Raw genomic sequence first — 18,659 nt, 5'->3', positions numbered from 1 at the left:
CAAGGAATTGAATAAATGCCTAACATTGCTCAGGTAATGTGGAAAATCGCTATATTGATATTGTTAGTACACTCAACACTATCAACAGCTTATGGCCGCGACCTAATAATGTTTAGCTCAGACGCCCCGCCCCATATGATAGCCGCCAGCAAAAGTGGCATTGATATCGATATTGTTAACACTATCCTCACAGAATTGGGCCATAAAGTTCACATTGAGTTTTCACCATTAAAAAGAGGCATGGAGCAAGTAAAAAAGCAAGAAGCTGATGTTTTCTTACCAACTTTCTTTCAACAAGACAGTGAGCAACTGTTTATCTCTGATGCTTTTATTCAATATCGCCCGATGATTTTCACCCTAAAACATCGCCAACTTACGATTGAAAGTTTTACCGATTTAACGGGGTTACGTATCGTTAGCTTTCAAGGCGCTACTGGCTATTTTGGTGACGCATTTAAAGCAGCTACTGAACAAGCAAATTACACTGAACTCCACGATATGTCTAAACTGCCCAATCTATTATTAATGCAACGCTACGACGTGGTGGTACTAGATTATTATATTTTTTATTACTTTTTGAAAATGTATCAAGAACAAAGCGCATTGGCTGGCACTGAGCTTTTTCCACTTATTGATAATTATTCATCACTAGTGCAACGCCATGACATAATTCCACAAGTTAATGCTTATGCGGGCTTCAATGATAAAACGTTACGGGATCAATTTAACCTAGCCTTAAAACAATTTATCAGCAACAACCGCCACAACCAAATTATAGAAAAATATATAGGCACCATTAGCAGCAGAATATTTGCCTTACATAGCCAAGCAAAAACCCTTAGTTAGTTTTTATTTGAGATTTAGCCGGTTTGTTTTGCAATTTGTGCCCGTGTCGCCTCATTATCATTTATGACAATGGTTGCGGAAATTTTATCATGAATAGCTTGTCGGTTTGGGTCCCAATATATTTGTGCAAAACCTAATAAGCCCGTTGCAATTCCAGCGCCATAACCACCATAACGTCCAAAACTGTCCCATACTGACAATGGCGTGCCATCAAGTTGAATAACGCGAACAGCAAACATTTTTTTGCCTGGAGTTTGGCCATGCCATACAGCCGTGAACATAGTGAAATAAAATGCCGCCCAACCAAAACCTATACCAAGGTCTTCAATTAATCCTTGTAACCAAGCAAAGCCTTTATATACTGGGGTGGTATCCGGATTACTTGCCGCTTGTAGGCTGGTTTTAATTTCGTTACTTTCATCATCAGCATTAGTAACAATTGGCTCATTACTTTTTAATACTGAATTATCAATATCGGCTTTTGTGGTTATCATTAATTCATGTAGTGCAGCGACAAACGCAGCTTGTTGTTCTTGACTAAATGAAGCTTTTTCTGTGGTTTTAAGCCGCAAATATTCAATAAAACCTTTTGATTCTTCAATTGTTGGGGTTAATTGTACATAACCACTTAATAAATCGGAGTTCAGTGTTAACCAGCAGTCATAATCTTTACAATCACTTTGCGAAATAGCTAATGCCGACGCTAGGGTTAAAGTACCTTTGCTAAAGCCATTGTTATCCGCTGTTTTATCAAATTCATTAACGACTTCAGATTGGTTATTGCCAGCTCTTTCAACTTGACTATTAAACTCATCCATTTTTGCAAACATACTTGGCAAGGTATCAACAAGCACAACAAATACGACAAAAGCTCCAATCACTCTTAGCGCAGTTTTGCGCAAGCCTGGCTTTTTACCAAATTTTGCGGCGCGCTTTTTACTGCCTAAACGAAATAGCGTGATAGCGACTAAAATGGCTAGCAATTCACCTGGCGCACCACTTAAAATTGCGACAAATAATAAATCAACCAAGAGTGCCATCCCTCTTCGCCAAGGTAAAGCTAATGAAATGCCAAATAACGATTGGTCAATTTTAAAGGCGAATGGCGTTAAAATCTCTCGTGTTTCTTCTGGCGATAAATTACTCGCTTTTGCTTTAAGCTTTGCCAAAAATGACGCTTGCTGATTAATTTCAGACGAATTTTTTTCTGACATTTGGTGATGTGATTTCTCTGTCACTGTTATTTCCTACTAAGCCTACTATTCCACACGACAACCCCAATAAAGATAACAATATCAAGCTACTGGTGTAACTTCAATGGCTTTAGTTGTCACTCAACAACACACCAAGTGTTAGCAAGAATTAAGTAAAAAAACCTTCTAATACTAAATAAACAGATATCTATTCCATTTTTGCATATAAGATATCTAAATATCACTTCTTTTTCTGCCATAAAGCGTTAACCTAATTGCAAAGTATTGACTAAACTCAACTAACTAATACTTGTTAATACATCTAAATAATTAATAATTCAGCTTGGTTATAGTGACTAAACTGAAACAACAGGATCAAAACATGTCGACAATATTTGAAGATAACTCTACAGCAATCGGCAATACGCCATTAGTAAAACTTAACCGCATTATTAACAGTGACAACGGCACAAATATCTACGCAAAAATTGAAGCGCGTAACCCAAGTTTTAGTGTTAAATGTCGCATTGGTGCCAATATGATTTGGGACGCTGAAAAGAAAGGCTTATTATCGGCAGGCAAGTCTATTGTTGAGCCAACGAGTGGTAACACAGGTATTGCGTTAGCATTTGTTGCTGCAGCGCGCGGTTATGACATTACCTTAACTATGCCAAATACCATGAGTTTAGAGCGTAGAAAACTACTTATTGCTTTAGGCGCAAAGCTAGTGCTAACCGATGGTGCAAAAGGTATGGGCGGTGCTATTGCTAAAGCACAAGAAATTAAAGATGCCGATCCTGACAATGTTGTTTTACTAGGCCAATTTGATAACCCTGCCAACCCAGAAATTCATGAGAAAACCACGGGCCCTGAAATTTGGCAAGACACTAACGGCAAGGTTGATTTCTTTGTCGCCGGTGTTGGTACAGGTGGTACAATTACTGGCACCAGCCGTTATTTAAAAAGCGTCGCTGAACACTCAATCACATCGGTTGCGGTCGAGCCAACTGACTCACCAGTTATTACACAAGCTATGGCAGGTGAAGAATTAAAACCAGGCCCTCACAAAATTCAAGGTATCGGTGCTGGCTTTATCCCAGGAAACTTAGACCTATCAATTGTTGATGCCGTTGAGCAAGTGTCAAATGACGATGCGATGGCAATGGCACATCGCTTAATGAAAGAAGAAGGTATTTTAGCTGGTATTTCTTCAGGTGCCGCTGTGGTCGCTGCTAAACGTATCGCTGAAAACCCTGCAAATGCTGGTAAAAATATTATCGTAATATTGCCAAGTTCAGCTGAGCGGTATTTATCAAGTGCGCTATTTTCTGAGTCATTCACCGACGAAGAACTTGTGCAATAGCTATTTTAGCCAAGCAAGACTAAAGCTAAAACATCAAGGTTTAGCGTAATGTTATTCTAAAAGACGTACTTTGTAACAAAGCACGTCTTTTTCTTTTTGAAAATACTAGGTTTTCTAATAATATTTACGGTAATATGTCTTTAATTCCACATAGATAGCTATTGCCTTATGAATTACTTAAAACTTGCCTGTTTTAGCCTAACCTTAATGCTTTTTGGTTGCGGTGAAGCTGATAAAGACAAAATCAGCAATGTTGATAATCCCGAAATTGTTGCCATTGAATTTTTCAACGCTTTATATAACGAAAAAAACATTAAAAAAGCAGCGTCTGTTTGCAGCCCACAACTCTCTCGTATCATCATGCACTATAAGTCAACAAAGGCTGTTGCTCGCCATTTGTTTAATATGTCATATGATAAAGTTGAAATTAAGCCTGATGACAGCGGAGTAAAAGTGCGAGAGCAATTTAAAGATAAAGCTGTGATCACTGTATTCTTTGATGGCTATTACCATGATGAGCATTTAAAAGATGTGAAACGTTTGTCATTGATTCAGATTGATAACAAATGGGTTATTGATAAAATTTTAAAAGACCCATTTTAAATATTATTTTACATAGTAAAAAAGGCGCTAATATTAGCGCCTTTTTATTAATTTAAACATTCTAATACAAACTCGGAGTCTCGTCTAAAAACCCAATACCACACCCTCTCGGCGTTGATCAGCGCCACCACGTAAACCACCTTTAACCAATTCTACCGCTTGAATACCACTATTTAAGTCACGTATTAGAACGTTGTGACCCTTAGCTTCAAGTGCGGGTTTAATAGCAATTAAATCCGTCCCTTTTTCTAACGTTGTCACTTTATTTCGGTTAGTTACTTTAGGTAAATTAATTGCTGATTGTGGATCAAGCTGCCAATCAAGCATGGCAATCATGGTTTGTGCTACATAGTTAATAATACGACTACCACCTGGAGAGCCAATCACTAATTTAAGCGAGTCATCTTGGTTAAATACCATCATGGGCGCCATTGAACTACGTGGTCTTTTACCCGGCTCTAAACGATTAGCAACCCACTTGCCATTTCGTTTTGGTGACAGTGAAAAGTCAGTTAATTGATTATTGAGTATAAAACCTTCTACCATCACAGCTGAACCAAACCCCATCTCAACGCTTGTGGTCATTGAGATAGCATTGCCGTTTTGATCAACAATCGAAATATGGCTAGTTGACGGCAGTTCAAAGGCATCATCATCGGCTTGTGCCAAAGCACCATGTGGCACCCCTGCGTCAGCCATGCCCATATCTTTATTGGGATCAATAAGTTCACCACGCATGGCCATATAGGTTGGCGCAACTAAGCCCTTGGTAGGCACATTAACAAAATGACTATCAGCTATATAACGATTACGATCAGCAAAAGCTAAACGTGAACTTTGGGTAAATAAATGCGTAAACTCTGGCTCAGCCATGGAAAGTTTAGCTATGTTAAAGTTTTCGAGTTGCCCCAAAATTTGGATTACCGCAACACCACCAGAGCTTGGTGGCGCCATACCACAAATTTTATATTGACGGTACGGCCCACATACCGCAGAAAGCTCCCGTGCTTGATAATTTTTCATATCAGCAAGTGTTAAACGACCCGGCGCTATTGCAGAATGTTGTACAGCATTCACTATTTTTTTTGCAAGCCAACCTTGATAAAAAACCTCAATGCCATGTTTAGCTAAGCTACGATAGACCGCCGCCAATTTTGTATTTTTAAGAATTTGTCCCGATTTGATTGCTTTTCCATTTGGGAAAAAATAGTCCTTAATTGTTGTAAGCTTAGTAATACCAGGGTTAAATTCCATAGCAACCAGTTTTTCTAATCGGGGCGAAACAACAAAACCATTTTCAGCCAAGTTTATTGCATCTTTAAATAGAACATTCCACGGTAATTTTCCGTATTTATCATGTGCTTTTTTAAGCCCAGCTAATACGCCAGGAACACCAACTGAATGGCCACCCACTACGGCTTTTATCCAAGGCATGGTTCGGCCATTTTTATCTAAGAACATATCTGGGGTAGTTGCTGCAGGCGCAGTTTCTCGCCCATCAAAGGTGGTTAACTGCTGATTTTCTTTATCCCAATGCAGCATAAATGCCCCGCCACCAATACCTGATGATTGAGGTTCAACTAACGTTAATACAAGCTGCACGGCAATGGCGGCATCTACTGCACTACCACCTTGTTTGAGTATGTTAAACCCCGCTTCACTAGCATAAGGATTAGCGGCAGCAACCATGGCATGTTCTGCAAAAACCGTTTGTTTTTTAATTAAACCTGTCGCGGCTTCAGGCTCACGATCTTCACGTTTTTTGTTTGGCTCAGCCCAAAGACTTAAACTGATAGATAACAATAAAACAGGTAATAGCCCTTTGATAGCAGAATTTGGCATAAGATTCCTTGGTTATATAGTTCACCAAACATACATTAGCACTTACTAATATACATAGATACTAGAATTTTTTAAACGACTGTTGAAATACATTAAACGCTATAAATTTTTTCAACAAAGCTTGGTATTTTTTTTCATCGTTTTCCAGCCGAGCCAAGGTATGGCAACAGGCTTCTAACGATGATAGTGCATCATTTTTTTTCGTTTTTCGAATACCATAAAGGCTCGTGATACCTGTTGGTAAAGTCAGGTGCTTTATATCACCTAGAAATGCGTTCAGCATAAACATGCGATAGGCTTTCTTCCACGTACCATCAAGAATAATAATACATTTAATAGTATCAATATCACTCGGTTCTACTATGTCCAAATTGTTATCTATGGCGGTAAAATCAACCACAGTGGCTTGTTCGCTTGGATACAATAAGGCGATATCCTTGCCATATGTCGATAACAACTTAGTTAGTTGTTCGTTATCATGAAAGTTCTCGCCAACAATTACCTGGCAGTTAGATAATGACTGCTGCAATAAGCGTACCGTACCTTTACTCTGTTTCACTTCAGCTGGGTGCTGTAATACTATGACATGAACACGATTAGTAATATTTACGGTAAAAGCACAAATACAAGCTTTTTCAGGTCGTTGGCACTGCTGACAAAGAACTCTAGACATTAAGATTCAAACAAAAGGATAAGTACCAGCAGTTTACAAAATTTTAATATTGAGCTTAAGCATTTTCTCTTGTTATCGTTATTAATTTTATACTAAACATCAAAGCAAGTTGAAATTCTTACATTTTGGCCCGCTAGCGTGATAAATAATTAGAAAACGACGGTTTCTAAAATGTTCGGCAACTGTTAAAGTCATGGCATTCAGCTATGCCAGTTATCTACTATTTTAATAATGCTTCAAATTAAGTCGTTACCAATTCAAGCTATTCACAGTTTTGGCCCCGCCGTGGTGCTAATTTTAGCCTTACTAGCCTTCATATTTGATGAGCAAATTGCAAATTTTCTGATCTATAACCGAGATTTAGTCACACAAGGTGAAAATTGGCGTTATCTTACCGGCCATTTTTTACATACCAATGGCAATCACTTTATGCTTAATGCAGCAGCTGTAGTGTTACTTTGGGCATTACATGGCCAATATTATAATCACGTAAATTATTGGATTGTTTTCATTTTTAGTGCCATTACCTGTGGCTTAGCTATTCATTGGTTTTCTCTTGATATTAACCTTTATGTTGGCTTATCAGGCGTACTACATGGTTTTTTTTTCTGGGGCGCATTAATGGATATTAAGCATCAAGAAAAAACCGGTTACTTATTATTATTAGGTGTTGTGCTAAAAATTGCTCATGAGCAATTTTATGGTGCCAGTGCCGATGTTGAAGCCTTAATAGAGTCTAGTGTTGCCACCGACGCCCACATGTTTGGCGCTATTGGTGGCTTACTCGCATTTATAGTTTGTATTATGATAAACAAACAGAATAAGCCCTTGTGTTGAATAAATTAGTTAGTCTGTACTACTTTGATAAGGGTATAATTTATCTAACGCAACCGATATGCCATTGTCTTGAATAATTCGCACATGATGACGTTCAAGTCTTCTCGCATGTTTTACCCCACAAGAATGAGCGATTAAACCGACGCCATATTGAATATATTTATGATAATTTGCCACGCGCTCTGCTTTATCCACCGGATCTAAGCCTTGCTGGAGCTTTGCATTATGCGTAGTAATGCCCGTTGGACACGTATCTTTATTACACTGTAGAGCTTGAATACAGCCCAAAGAAAACATGAATCCTCTTGCTGAGTTTATCGCATCAGCCCCAACTGCTAGCGCCCAAGCAACTTTTGATGGTGTGATTAACTTACCTGAGCAAATCACACGAATTCGCTCACGTAAACCATGTTCCACCAGTAAATTAACGACCAAAGGTAGGCTTTCTTTTAGCGGTAACCCAACATAATCCATTAACGGCTGTGGCGCTGCTCCCGTTCCGCCATCTGCACTATCAATAGTGATAAAGTCGGGGGCGAATTCCGCGCCTTGTATTTTAATTTCTTCGAGTAATGCTGTTAGCCACAGCGATTCACCAATAACCGCCTTAAAGCCAACCGGCTTTCCCGTAACATTTCTGATGCGATTAACCATAGCTAAGATGTCTTTTACTGATTTAATATCAGGGTGAGCATTAGGGCTAATAGAGTCTTGCCCTTGAGGTATACCTCTTATTTTAGCAATTTCAGCAGTCACCTTTTTACCCGGAAGGATCCCACCTTTACCAGGCTTTGCACCTTGGCTCATCTTTATTTCAAACATTTTAATTTGTGGTTTTGATGCCACTTGGGTGAGCATTTTATCGCATAACTGACCATGCTCATCTCTAACTCCATATTTAGCTGTACCAATTTGATAAATAATATCTGCACCACTAGCTAAATGATGCTCGCTAACACCACCTTCCCCCGTATTCATCCAGCAACCTGCTTTGGCAGCGCCATTTGAAAGAGCCGTTACAGCTGGGGCTGACAAAGCGCCATAGCTCATAGCCGAAATATTGAAAATAGAATCAGTACTGTAAGGAGTTCTACATCCTTGCCCAAAAGTAATGGTACTCGGCGGCACTGCATCTTCTTCTAAAGTTGGAAATGCACAATTCATAAACATAATAGTGCCAGTAGGTTCAAGGTTGCGTGTTGAACCAAAAGCTATGGTTCTATCAACGTTTTTCGCGGCACGATACACCCAGCTTCTTTCTGCTCGATTAAATGGTAATTCTTCCCTATCCATAGCAAAAAAATATTGCCGGAAAAATTCCCCTTGTTTTTCAAATATATACCTAAACCTCCCAATTACAGGGTAATTTCGTCTTATTGCTTGTTTATTTTGCGTTTTATCAACAATATACATGTATATCACGGCCAAAATAGCTAATCCTAAAAGGAAAACAAATAGTGCCGAGAGTGTTTCTAAATATCTTAGCATGCCAACCATATTGTCCATGTTTACTTCCTTACTTGTTATTGTTAAGTCTTAGATAAATGACCTGATACTAAAGTTATAATTTCATCTACAATGAATATATAGCAGGCGTTACATCAAGAAGAAAAGCCTAAGACGGTCTTGTATTACATTCATTTGGCTTTAATATTTGATTTGTATATGATGACATTGCTTGATTAAAAATAAGCCATTTGCATAAAGCGATATAGAATTTACCTAGATATATTTCTTTCATTAAGGATTATTTAAGTGTGCCAAAATAACAATAACAAATTTACTAAACTTAAAAGCCCTAAATTAGTTAGTTCGCTTTTGGCTGCCTTCTTTTTGCATACTGTTTCTGCACATGCTGAAAACAGCACTAGTCCAATTATTCACATTGTTACCGAACATTTACCGCCATACCAAATTGTTTCTGATAGACAACCTATGGTTGGTTTTGCTGTCGATATCATTAAAGAAACCATGGCACGCAGTCATTTTGCATATTCCCTAAAAAGTTATCCTTGGGTGCGGTCATATAATTTAGCGCAAGTAAAAGCTAATCACTGTATTTTTTCTATCGCAAGATTAAAATCACGAGAAAAGCTTTTTAAATGGGTTGGCCCTATTTCTCAAGTCAATAACACAGCAATATGGTCGCAAAAAGGCAAGAATATTAAACTTAATACACTCGAAGACGCTAAAAATTACACAATCGCAGTAAATCGAGATGATATTGGCCACACAGGTTTAATTGAACGCGGCTTTATTGAAAACGAACATTTATATGTTTTAGATGACGCAAAGTCCCTAGTTAATGTACTACTTACCCGGCCAGAAATAGATTTGATTGTTGCGGATGACACGACCATCAGCTTCCGAGCAGAACTCGTCGGCGCCAAAATAAACCAATTACAACGGGTGTTTGAAATTCAAGACTTACCACTAAACTTCTTCTTCGCTTGTAGTAAAAAAACCGATGATGACACCATTAGCCATTTAGCCAAGCGCCTAAAAAGTGTTCATCAAGACGCTACTTTCGATACCATTTGGCAAAAGTGGCGAGACAAGTTAATTAAGGCTGAGTAATGATTTTATGGAAAATATCGGCACTCTGCTCTTTCATACATTTATTTTATTGCTAATCAAAAGTATTTAAAAAGGCCTCAATTGAGGCCTTTTTAAATACTTTGAGTAAACATTATAGCGTATTTTCAAACAACTTATAAATGCGACGGTATTCGTTTAGCCATGAACTTGGTTGCACAAAACCATGAGGTTCAACTGGGTAAATTGCCGTTTCAAAGTCTTGTTTTTCTAATTCAATTAAACGCTGCACTAAACGTACGGTGTCTTGAAAGAAAACATTATCATCAATCATAGGCGCATTGATTAACAATGGCTTTTCTAAACCTTCGGCAAAATAAATCGGCGAACTACGCTCGTAGGCAATAGCATCATCACCAGGCATATTTAAAATATTAGAGGTGTAGCCGTGATTATAATATGCCCAATCAGACACTAAACGCAGAGCAGAACCCGACTGGAATAACTCAGGGTCAGTAAACATTGACATTAATGTTAAGAAACCACCGTATGAACCGCCATAAGTACCAACCCGTTTAGCATCAACGTTAGCATTTTCAACTAACCATTCAACACCATCGCGCATATCTTGTACTTCTGGCTTACCCATATGGCGATAAATCGCCGTACGCCAGTCTCGGCCGTAACCTTTCGATGCACGGTAATCCATATCAATAACAACATAGCCTTGCTGAACTAACATGCTATGGAACATATATTCACGAAAGTAACCTGACCATCCTAAATGTGAGTTTTGTAAATAACCTGCACCATGGCTAAACATAACTGCTTTATTTTTGGTTGTGGTTTGGTCATAACCTTTTGGTAAATAAACTTTTGAATAAATCGGCTGCTCTTGGTGCGATGACTCAATAGCAACCACATTTGGCGCCGCCCAAGGCATAGCAAGAAATTCTTCAGATACTGTGTGTGTTAAACGAATTGCATCTGTGTTATTCGCAATATCTTTAACATACAATTCTGGTGGCATAGTTATTTCAGAATGTTCAATCAATAACTTTGATTCATCTGGGCTTAACGAGTAATCATTCATGCCGCCTAAATCAGTTAATGCGGTCATTTTCGCAGAATTTACATCAACTTTGTAAATCTCGTAAATGCCTGGGTGTTTTTTATTCGCTTTAAAGTAAATACTTTGCTCATCAGCAGAAAGGGTTAAATCATTAACTTCATAGCTGCCTGATGTTAATGCTTTCGCTTTGCCATATAACGGCTTAACGTATAAGTGCGCATAGCCACTTTCTTCAGAAAGGTAATACAAGCTATCGCTATTATCTAACCAGCCCATTTCATTGAAGGTATAGTTAACCCAAGCATCATCATGTAAACGGTGCTGAGAAACTAATTTTTTCTCGGTAAAATCAACAGTTGAAATCCAGCGGTCTTTGTTGTCCCACGCTTCAAGCATAATAGCAACTTGCGCACCATTTTCTTGCCATTTGATTGGATTCCACGCTTGCATTACATGAATATTACGCGGTGATTTTTTAGCGGTGTATTCTTTACCTTCACGAGCATAGTTTTCTTCACGAACTGCCGCTAAAACGTCTTCATCAAACCCAGGTAAACTGTCATAGCTTAATAACGTTTTTGTACCTTGGCTTAAATCTAACATATATAACTGTTCGGCATACTGACGGTTGTCAGCCACACGAGCACGTACTTTTTCAGCTTTTACATGGCCATCACCCGCAATATAATTTGGCATAATATCGCTATCTTTACGTGATGATTTCGCCGGAGCAACGCTAACAATCATTTTATCGCCTGCAGGTGATAAACTTGCGTGCACAACACGATTACCTTTACCTAAATAAAAGTTAGTTTGCGTAACTGTACTGTTTTTAACACGTAATTGACGCTTCTGCTCTTCGCGAAGTTCTTTATTACGCTTTTGCAGTGCAACATATTCAATAAGTTCATGTTGTTCATTACCAATGTAACTAGTGCTGGTGTTATTGGCTTTTTCACCGCCGGTTAGTTTTAAATTTGCTAATTCAATAACTTTCTGGCTCGTCATATCTTGAGCATAGAAAATATTACCAACACGGTAAGCAACATTGCCATTCGTTAAAAACATTACCGATGATTCAACTGCCGATGTGTAAGTTAACTGCTGAACTTTCTGTGTTAATAATTCTTTAACAAATACATTACCTTCGAAAGTGTATGCTTCGTGTGTGCCAGCACTATTTAATACCGCGTTGCTATCAGCAACCACATGCATTTGTGCAAGTTTAACTAAGTTACCATTTCCTTGAGTTGCCAAGTCTTTTTGCAACAAGTCACGCAGTGGATTACCAACTCGTTTTTGCTTATAAAAAATGGTTTCGCTGTCATCACCCCAATACCAAGATTCAGGCGAACGACCTAGCCAATCAGGATCAGACATAATTTTTTCTAAGGTGATGATTGTTTTGCTTGCTTGGCCGGCAGCGGCATTAGCAACCACATTAGCTGTAACTGGTTTTTTATTTTCTAATGCAACTTTTTTTTGTTCTGTTGTGGCACACGCCACTAAAGAAAAACTAATAGCAGCAGCGATTAATTGTATTTTCATAAGATAGTTACTTATTTTAAGTTGGATAATTGGCTTATTTGTCTAAACCGTTGAATAAGTGTTAATAAACCATTAACAAAGTACGTTTTTATAATTCATATTTCTGGCGTCTAGTTATACTAAGCTATGAGTCAATTTTCAACGTATGTGCGGTACAACAAGACCAATAACTGTTTTTATAAGATGAAATTTCATTTTGTAAACAAAGTAATCATTTTATTTTTCAAAGCAAATATCGTCAAAGTTGGGCATAGTGATAATTTTTGCTATAATCGCGCGCCGCATAAATGTGACATTTATCATGCAAACATTTATACGATATAGAATATACCTGCAATACTCGTAGGTAATTGTGCATAAAGTCACAGCTCAACATTAATTTAGGTATGGTATGAATTTAGCGTCAACACAAAAAGTAACTCCAAAACTATTCGATTACCCAAAATATTGGGCTGAATGTTATGGCACAGCGCCTTTTCTACCTATGTCGCGTAAAGAAATGGACCAGCTCGGTTGGGATAGTTGTGACATTATTCTGGTAACAGGTGATGCATATGTTGATCACCCAAGTTTTGGCATGGCAGTCATTGGGCGCATGTTAGAGTCACAAGGATTTCGTGTTGGCATTATTGCGCAGCCTGAATGGAAAACCAAAGATGCTTTTATGAAATTAGGTAAGCCTAATTTATTTTTTGGTGTTACCGCCGGCAATATGGATTCCATGATCAACCGCTATACGGCCGAACGCCGTATGCGTCATGACGATGCCTACACGCCAAATGACGAAGGTGGTAAACGCCCTGACCGTGCCGTAACTGCCTATACACAAAAATGTAAAGAAGCCTACAAAGGTGTTCCTATTGTTATTGGTGGTATTGAAGCCAGTTTACGTCGAATTGCGCATTATGATTATTGGTCAGACAAAGTGCGCCAATCCGTATTATTCGACTCAAAAGCTGATTTACTCATTTATGGTAATGCTGAGCGCCCACTAATTGAAATTGCTCATCGCATTGCCAACGGTGAAGATGTTAAAACCATAACCGACGTACGCGGCAGTGCCTTTTTAACCAATCAAGCACTTCCTGGTTGGAAAGGTATTGACTCTCGCAGTATCGATAAACCAGGAAAAATTGACCCTATTCATAGTCCTTATCAGGATATGACTTCACCTGATTGTGCAACAACATCGGCTGAACAAGCGGTAAACGCGGCACAAGATTCGCTTTCCAAAGACGTTACCAAAACAGCTCAGCCTGTTCAATTAAGCGAATATCGTGCTGCTACGCATAGAAATAAATCGTGGTCAGAAAAGAAAAAGCCATGGGAAACCACCTATATTAACTTGCCAACTTTTGAGCAAGTAAAAGACAATAAAGTGCTTTATGCCCATGCTTCACGTATTTTTCATCAAGAAGTTAACCCAACATCGGCCAAACCATTAGTACAAAAACACGGTAGCCGCCTTATTTGGTTAAACCCACCCGCGAAGCCATTATCTGAAGACGAGATGGATGGCGTGTTCGGTTTACCTTATCAGAGAGTACCGCATCCAGCGTACGGCAAAGCGAAAATTCCAGCGTATGACATGATCAAAACCTCAATCAATATTATGCGAGGTTGTTTTGGTGGTTGTACTTTTTGCTCAATTACAGAGCATGAAGGCCGTATTATTCAAAGTCGCAGTGAAGACTCTATCATTGCTGAAATTGAAGACATTAAAGAAAAAGTGCCCGGCTTTACCGGCGTTATTTCAGATCTTGGCGGCCCAACCGCCAACATGTATAAACTCAATTGTAAAAGTGAAAAAGCCGAAGCTACATGTCGTAAGCCGTCATGTGTTTGGCCAACTATTTGTGGTCATTTAGACACCGACCACACACCGACCATCAACTTATATCGTCGTGCGCGTAAAATTAAGGGGATTAAAAAAATACTTATTGCATCTGGTGTAAGGTATGACTTAGCGATTCAAGACCCAGAATATGTAAAAGAGCTGGCTACTCATCATGTCGGTGGTTATTTGAAAATTGCACCAGAGCATACCGAAGAAGGTCCATTAAACAAAATGATGAAGCCTGGCATGGGAAGTTACGACAAGTTTAAAGAAATGTTTGATCATTACTCAAAACTTGCCGGTAAAAAACAGTATTTGATCCCCTACTTTATATCGGCTCACCCAGGTACAACCGACAGCGACATGATTAACCTAGCGCTATGGTTAAAAGAGCACGACTTTAAACTAGATCAAGTACAAAACTTTTATCCATCACCTTTGGCTAACGCAACCACGCTTTATCATACTGAGTTGGATTCACTGCGAAACATCAAAAAAGACAGTGCTTCTGTACCCGTGCCTAAAGGTGCTATTCAGCGTCGCTTGCATAAAGCCATATTACGTTATCACGATCCAGCGAACTGGCCAATTATTCGTGAAGCGATTACGAAAATGGGCCTAGCAAGAAAATTAATAGGTAGTAAGCCTGGTTGTTTGGTACCGCATGAAACCCGTGGTGAACAAAACCAACTACATTATAAAAATAATGGTAGAGGTAAAAATAACGCGCAAGGTAATAAAACCTCTCCGGGGCAAGTGAAACGCTATGGTAAAAAGCCAGTAGCGGGCAAACGTACTAAGCCAGGCGAAAAAGCCAAACAAGGCTTAACACGCTTTAGTGACAATCAATTTAATGATAGAAAACCGAAAAGCTCGACGAAGAAAAAGCGTAGTAACCACCCGCGTTAAAGTTCACCTTTAACCATGTCTACATCCTGCTGTTGCTTAGCTTTGCTCAACAGCAATTACATAACATCAAAAGCATAGCTGATAAATAACGCTGAACCATTAATTTATTTATCAGTATGCTGATTTTCCAACATTAAAAAACAAAAATTACACAGCCACGATTAAAAAAAATCCACTTCATTAGCCTCAGTTCAATGTCATTTAGCAATAAATAATGAACAATAAAGGCATAATTTGTAGTTTAATAAAACTGCATAAAAACCTTCACAATCATCACGTAGCTTATCAATACTAAATCTACATGCTGAATTATTCATGGCTAACATTATTGTGGAAATTTATGTTTAATATATGTGAAAAGATAGATATTGTTGATGCTGTCATTGAAAATTCATTAGCCTTAAACCAACACCCATATACAGTGTTAAAATCATCCATACAGTCTTTTGATTTACCAGAAGAAGATGCGATTACTCTTTATCTTGAATGCAAGTTAATAGTAAAAAGCAGGACCAGAAAATTACCTTAGTGCTTAAACTAACGCTAAAACAACATAATTAACTTGAACTCGGTTTAAGAGATAACTAACAGCATAAAATATAGAAGAAAGTAATCTTGTTTAATCTATAGCTTGATAGTTTTTCTTAATTCAAGGCAAATTCCGCGTTAATAGCTGCTCTATTGCAAGTAAATTTAACGCTGAAGTAAGTAAAAAAGCAGCTAGAGAAATATTTGTTAAGCCGAACTCAGGTTAATTATAGACTTACAATCCTTTCACAAGACATCACCACCACAAGTCTGTATAATCGCGCGCATTATTTTGACTTCGAGTTAACACTGAATTAGCTCGTTAAATTATTCGCTACGGAACTTATATGTTAGCTGCAAACAATATTACCCAACAATTCGGCGCTAAGCCGTTATTTGAAAACATTTCACAAAAATTTGGTGGCGGAAATCGCTATGGTTTAATCGGAGCCAATGGTTGTGGTAAGTCTACCTTTATGAAAATTTTAGGTGGTGATTTAGAGCAAACATCAGGCAATGTTAGCTTAGATCCTAACGAACGCATTGGTAAGCTTCGTCAAGACCAGTTTGCTTTTGAAGAATATTCCGTTGTTGATACCGTTATTATGGGCCACACCGAGTTATGGGCAGTAAAAGAAGAACGTGACCGTATTTATGCATTACCTGAAATGAGTGAAGAAGAAGGTATGCGTGTTGGTGACTTGGAGTCTGAATACGCTGAGATGGACGGCTACAGCGCAGAAAGTCGTGCTGGCGAATTGTTAATGGGTGTTGGTATCCCCGTTGAGCAGCATTATGGCTTAATGAGCGAAGTCGCCCCAGGTTGGAAACTACGTGTGTTATTAGCACAAGCGCTGTTTTCTGATCCAGATATTTTATTACTCGATGAGCCAACCAACAACTTGGACATTCACACTATCCAATGGTTAGAAGAAACGCTAAACGAACGTGATTCAACTATGATCATCATCTCTCATGACCGCCACTTCTTAAACAGTGTTTGTACGCACATGGCTGACTTGGATTACGGTGAACTTCGTGTATTCCCAGGTAACTACGACGAATACATGCTAGCTTCAACTCAAGCACGCGCCCAACTAATGGCTGACAACGCCAAGAAAAAAGCGCAAATTAGTGAGTTACAAGCCTTCGTTGCGCGTTTCTCAGCTAATGCCTCAAAAGCAAAACAAGCCACATCACGCGCTAAGCAAATTGATAAAATTCAATTAGCAGAAGTAAAAGCGTCAAGCCGTGTAAACCCGTTTATTCGTTTTGAGCAAGAAAAGAAATTATTCCGAAACGCCCTTGTGTTAGAAAACATGAACAAAAGCTTCGATGATAATCATGTATTGCACAACATGGACTTAATGGTGGAAGTGGGTGAACGCATTGCAGTTATCGGTGAAAACGGTATCGGAAAAACCACCTTCTTACGCACCATAATGGGTGAGTGCGATTACAAACCTACATCAGGTTTATACACTTGGTCAGAAAACGTCAACATAGGTTACTACGCACAAGATCATGCCCACGAATTTGAAAACGACATGACCTTATTTGAGTGGATGAGCCAATGGCGTCAACCAACTGACGACGAGCAAGCGGTACGTGGTTACTTAGGCCGTTTACTATTTTCAGCCGACGATATTAATAAGTCAGTAAAAGTGTTATCTGGTGGCGAGCAAGGCCGTATGTTGTTCGGCAAAATCATGATGCAAAAGCCAAACATACTTGTTATGGATGAACCAACTAACCACATGGATATGGAGTCTATTGAGTCATTAAACATGGCAATGGAAAAGTTTGAAGGTACTATTTTATTTGTCAGTCATGACCGTGAATTTGTCTCAAGTTTAGCAACGCGTATTGTTGAATTAAAAGAAGGTGGCTATAACGACTTTGCTGGTACATATGACGAATACTTAGCGTCACAACAGTAAGCAAGAATAGTTTACTTCATAAGGCATTACTACTTTTCAGCATAGTAATGCCTTAACACATTCATATCACCGTTAAGGAAATAACGTGCTTAGTTATCGTCACGCTTTTCACGCCGGCAACTTTGCCGATGTATTAAAACACTCGGTACTGACCTTAGTACTAGAATACATGACCCGCAAAGATAAGGGTTTTTATTACATTGATAGCCATTCTGGTGCTGGCATGTATCAACTTGAAGACGAGTACGCGCAAAAAACCGGTGAATATAAAGACGGCATTGCAAAGCTGATCAACAATAATGATATTCCTGAAGCATTACAGCCTTATATCGACTTAGTCAGTGATATTAACAATGGCAATAACGAAGAATTGTCACTCTACCCTGGCTCGCCTGGCATTGCTCGACAATTCACCCGCCGTCAAGACAGCGCACATTTATTTGAATTACACCCTACCGATATCGAGCACTTAAAAACCTATAGCCAACGTTGGAATAAATCTCACGTTAAGCAGTCTGACGGTTATCAAGGCGTTTTAGGTTTAGTGCCACCACCAAGTCGACGTGGCGTTGTGTTAATCGACCCACCATACGAGCTTAAAGAAGATTACTTAAAAGCCGTTCGTACTATTGTTAATGCTTATAAAAAATTCGCTACCGGTACTTATATTTTATGGTACCCGGTCGTTAAGCGTGAACTGGTAGAACAAATGCAAGACGCATTTCTTAAAAGTGATGTGCGCAATGTATTGCAAGTGGAATATTGTCAAAGTGCAGATACGCAAGAATACGGCATGACAGGCACTGGTTTATTTATTGTTAACCCGCCATGGCAGTTAAGTAAACAGTTAGCAGAAATATTGCCATATCTAGCTGCAAAACTGGGTAACAAAGAAACACATTTTAGTTTAAAGCAGTTAATTAAAGAGTAATA

13 protein-coding genes are annotated in these 18,659 nt (G+C 38.8%); 8 read left to right on the top strand and 5 right to left on the bottom strand.

What is annotated here, in order from left to right; genetic code table 11:
• Window positions 1-15: 15 nt before the first annotated feature.
• A complete protein-coding gene (locus AC27HL_RS19020) occupies window positions 16-846 on the top strand; it encodes a substrate-binding periplasmic protein (RefSeq protein ID WP_487082639.1) in 831 nt (276 codons plus the stop codon).
• Between the two features lie 14 nt (window positions 847-860).
• Here the strand turns inward: AC27HL_RS19020 and AC27HL_RS19015 are convergent, their stop codons facing one another.
• Window positions 861-2,084, bottom strand: a complete 1,224-nt coding sequence (locus tag AC27HL_RS19015; protein WP_487082638.1) for an RDD family protein — start codon at window positions 2,082-2,084, stop codon at window positions 861-863.
• Window positions 2,085-2,421: 337 nt separating this feature from the next.
• Between AC27HL_RS19015 and cysK the strand changes: the two genes are divergently transcribed.
• Together cysK and AC27HL_RS19005 are read left to right on the top strand one after the other, a co-directional pair.
• On the top strand, window positions 2,422-3,402 hold the full coding sequence (gene cysK, locus AC27HL_RS19010) for a cysteine synthase A (RefSeq protein ID WP_487082637.1): 981 nt from the start codon (window positions 2,422-2,424) through the stop codon (window positions 3,400-3,402).
• A gap of 168 nt (window positions 3,403-3,570) precedes the next feature.
• Entirely contained in the window at window positions 3,571-4,005 is a 435-nt protein-coding gene (locus AC27HL_RS19005; protein WP_487082636.1) for a hypothetical protein, read from the top strand.
• A gap of 84 nt (window positions 4,006-4,089) precedes the next feature.
• Here the strand turns inward: AC27HL_RS19005 and ggt are convergent, their stop codons facing one another.
• Both ggt and AC27HL_RS18995 read right to left on the bottom strand, forming a co-directional pair.
• Complete coding sequence (gene ggt, locus AC27HL_RS19000) at window positions 4,090-5,847, bottom strand: gamma-glutamyltransferase (RefSeq protein ID WP_487082635.1); 1,758 nt, start codon at window positions 5,845-5,847, stop codon at window positions 4,090-4,092.
• Between the two features lie 61 nt (window positions 5,848-5,908).
• Window positions 5,909-6,520: a tRNA-uridine aminocarboxypropyltransferase gene (locus AC27HL_RS18995; protein ID WP_487082634.1), complete on the bottom strand. Its 612-nt coding sequence runs from the start codon at window positions 6,518-6,520 to the stop codon at window positions 5,909-5,911.
• 285 nt (window positions 6,521-6,805) lie between these two features.
• Between AC27HL_RS18995 and rrtA the strand changes: the two genes are divergently transcribed.
• On the top strand, window positions 6,806-7,357 hold the full coding sequence (gene rrtA / locus AC27HL_RS18990; protein ID WP_487082633.1) for a rhombosortase: 552 nt from the start codon (window positions 6,806-6,808) through the stop codon (window positions 7,355-7,357).
• 9 nt (window positions 7,358-7,366) lie between these two features.
• Here rrtA and AC27HL_RS18985 read toward each other — a convergent pair whose 3' ends face one another.
• The gene (locus AC27HL_RS18985; RefSeq protein ID WP_487082670.1) at window positions 7,367-8,845 is read right to left on the bottom strand and encodes an FMN-binding glutamate synthase family protein; all 1,479 of its coding nucleotides are present in this window, start codon (window positions 8,843-8,845) and stop codon (window positions 7,367-7,369) included.
• A gap of 345 nt (window positions 8,846-9,190) precedes the next feature.
• Here AC27HL_RS18985 and AC27HL_RS18980 point away from each other — a divergent pair, with 345 nt between their 5' ends.
• Window positions 9,191-9,934: a substrate-binding periplasmic protein gene (locus AC27HL_RS18980; RefSeq protein WP_487082632.1), complete on the top strand. Its 744-nt coding sequence runs from the start codon at window positions 9,191-9,193 to the stop codon at window positions 9,932-9,934.
• Window positions 9,935-10,046: 112 nt separating this feature from the next.
• Here AC27HL_RS18980 and AC27HL_RS18975 read toward each other — a convergent pair whose 3' ends face one another.
• Window positions 10,047-12,512 (bottom strand): S9 family peptidase, encoded by a 2,466-nt coding sequence (locus tag AC27HL_RS18975; RefSeq protein ID WP_487082631.1) that lies wholly within the window; start codon window positions 12,510-12,512, stop codon window positions 10,047-10,049.
• Between the two features lie 391 nt (window positions 12,513-12,903).
• On the opposite strand from AC27HL_RS18975, the gene AC27HL_RS18970 reads away from it, so the two are divergent.
• The 3 genes from AC27HL_RS18970 (at window position 12,904) to AC27HL_RS18960 (ending at window position 18,657) form a co-directional block, all read left to right on the top strand.
• A complete protein-coding gene (locus AC27HL_RS18970; protein WP_487082630.1) occupies window positions 12,904-15,258 on the top strand; it encodes a YgiQ family radical SAM protein in 2,355 nt (784 codons plus the stop codon).
• Window positions 15,259-16,133: 875 nt separating this feature from the next.
• Complete coding sequence (locus AC27HL_RS18965; RefSeq protein ID WP_487082629.1) at window positions 16,134-17,726, top strand: ABC-F family ATPase; 1,593 nt, start codon at window positions 16,134-16,136, stop codon at window positions 17,724-17,726.
• Between the two features lie 85 nt (window positions 17,727-17,811).
• Window positions 17,812-18,657, top strand: coding sequence for a 23S rRNA (adenine(2030)-N(6))-methyltransferase RlmJ (locus AC27HL_RS18960; protein ID WP_487082628.1), 846 nt, complete (start codon window positions 17,812-17,814; stop codon window positions 18,655-18,657).
• Window positions 18,658-18,659: the final 2 nt, after the last annotated feature.

It is taken from the genome of Colwellia aquaemaris (assembly GCF_057548755.1).
This window is presented reverse-complemented; position numbering and strand designations above follow the sequence as displayed.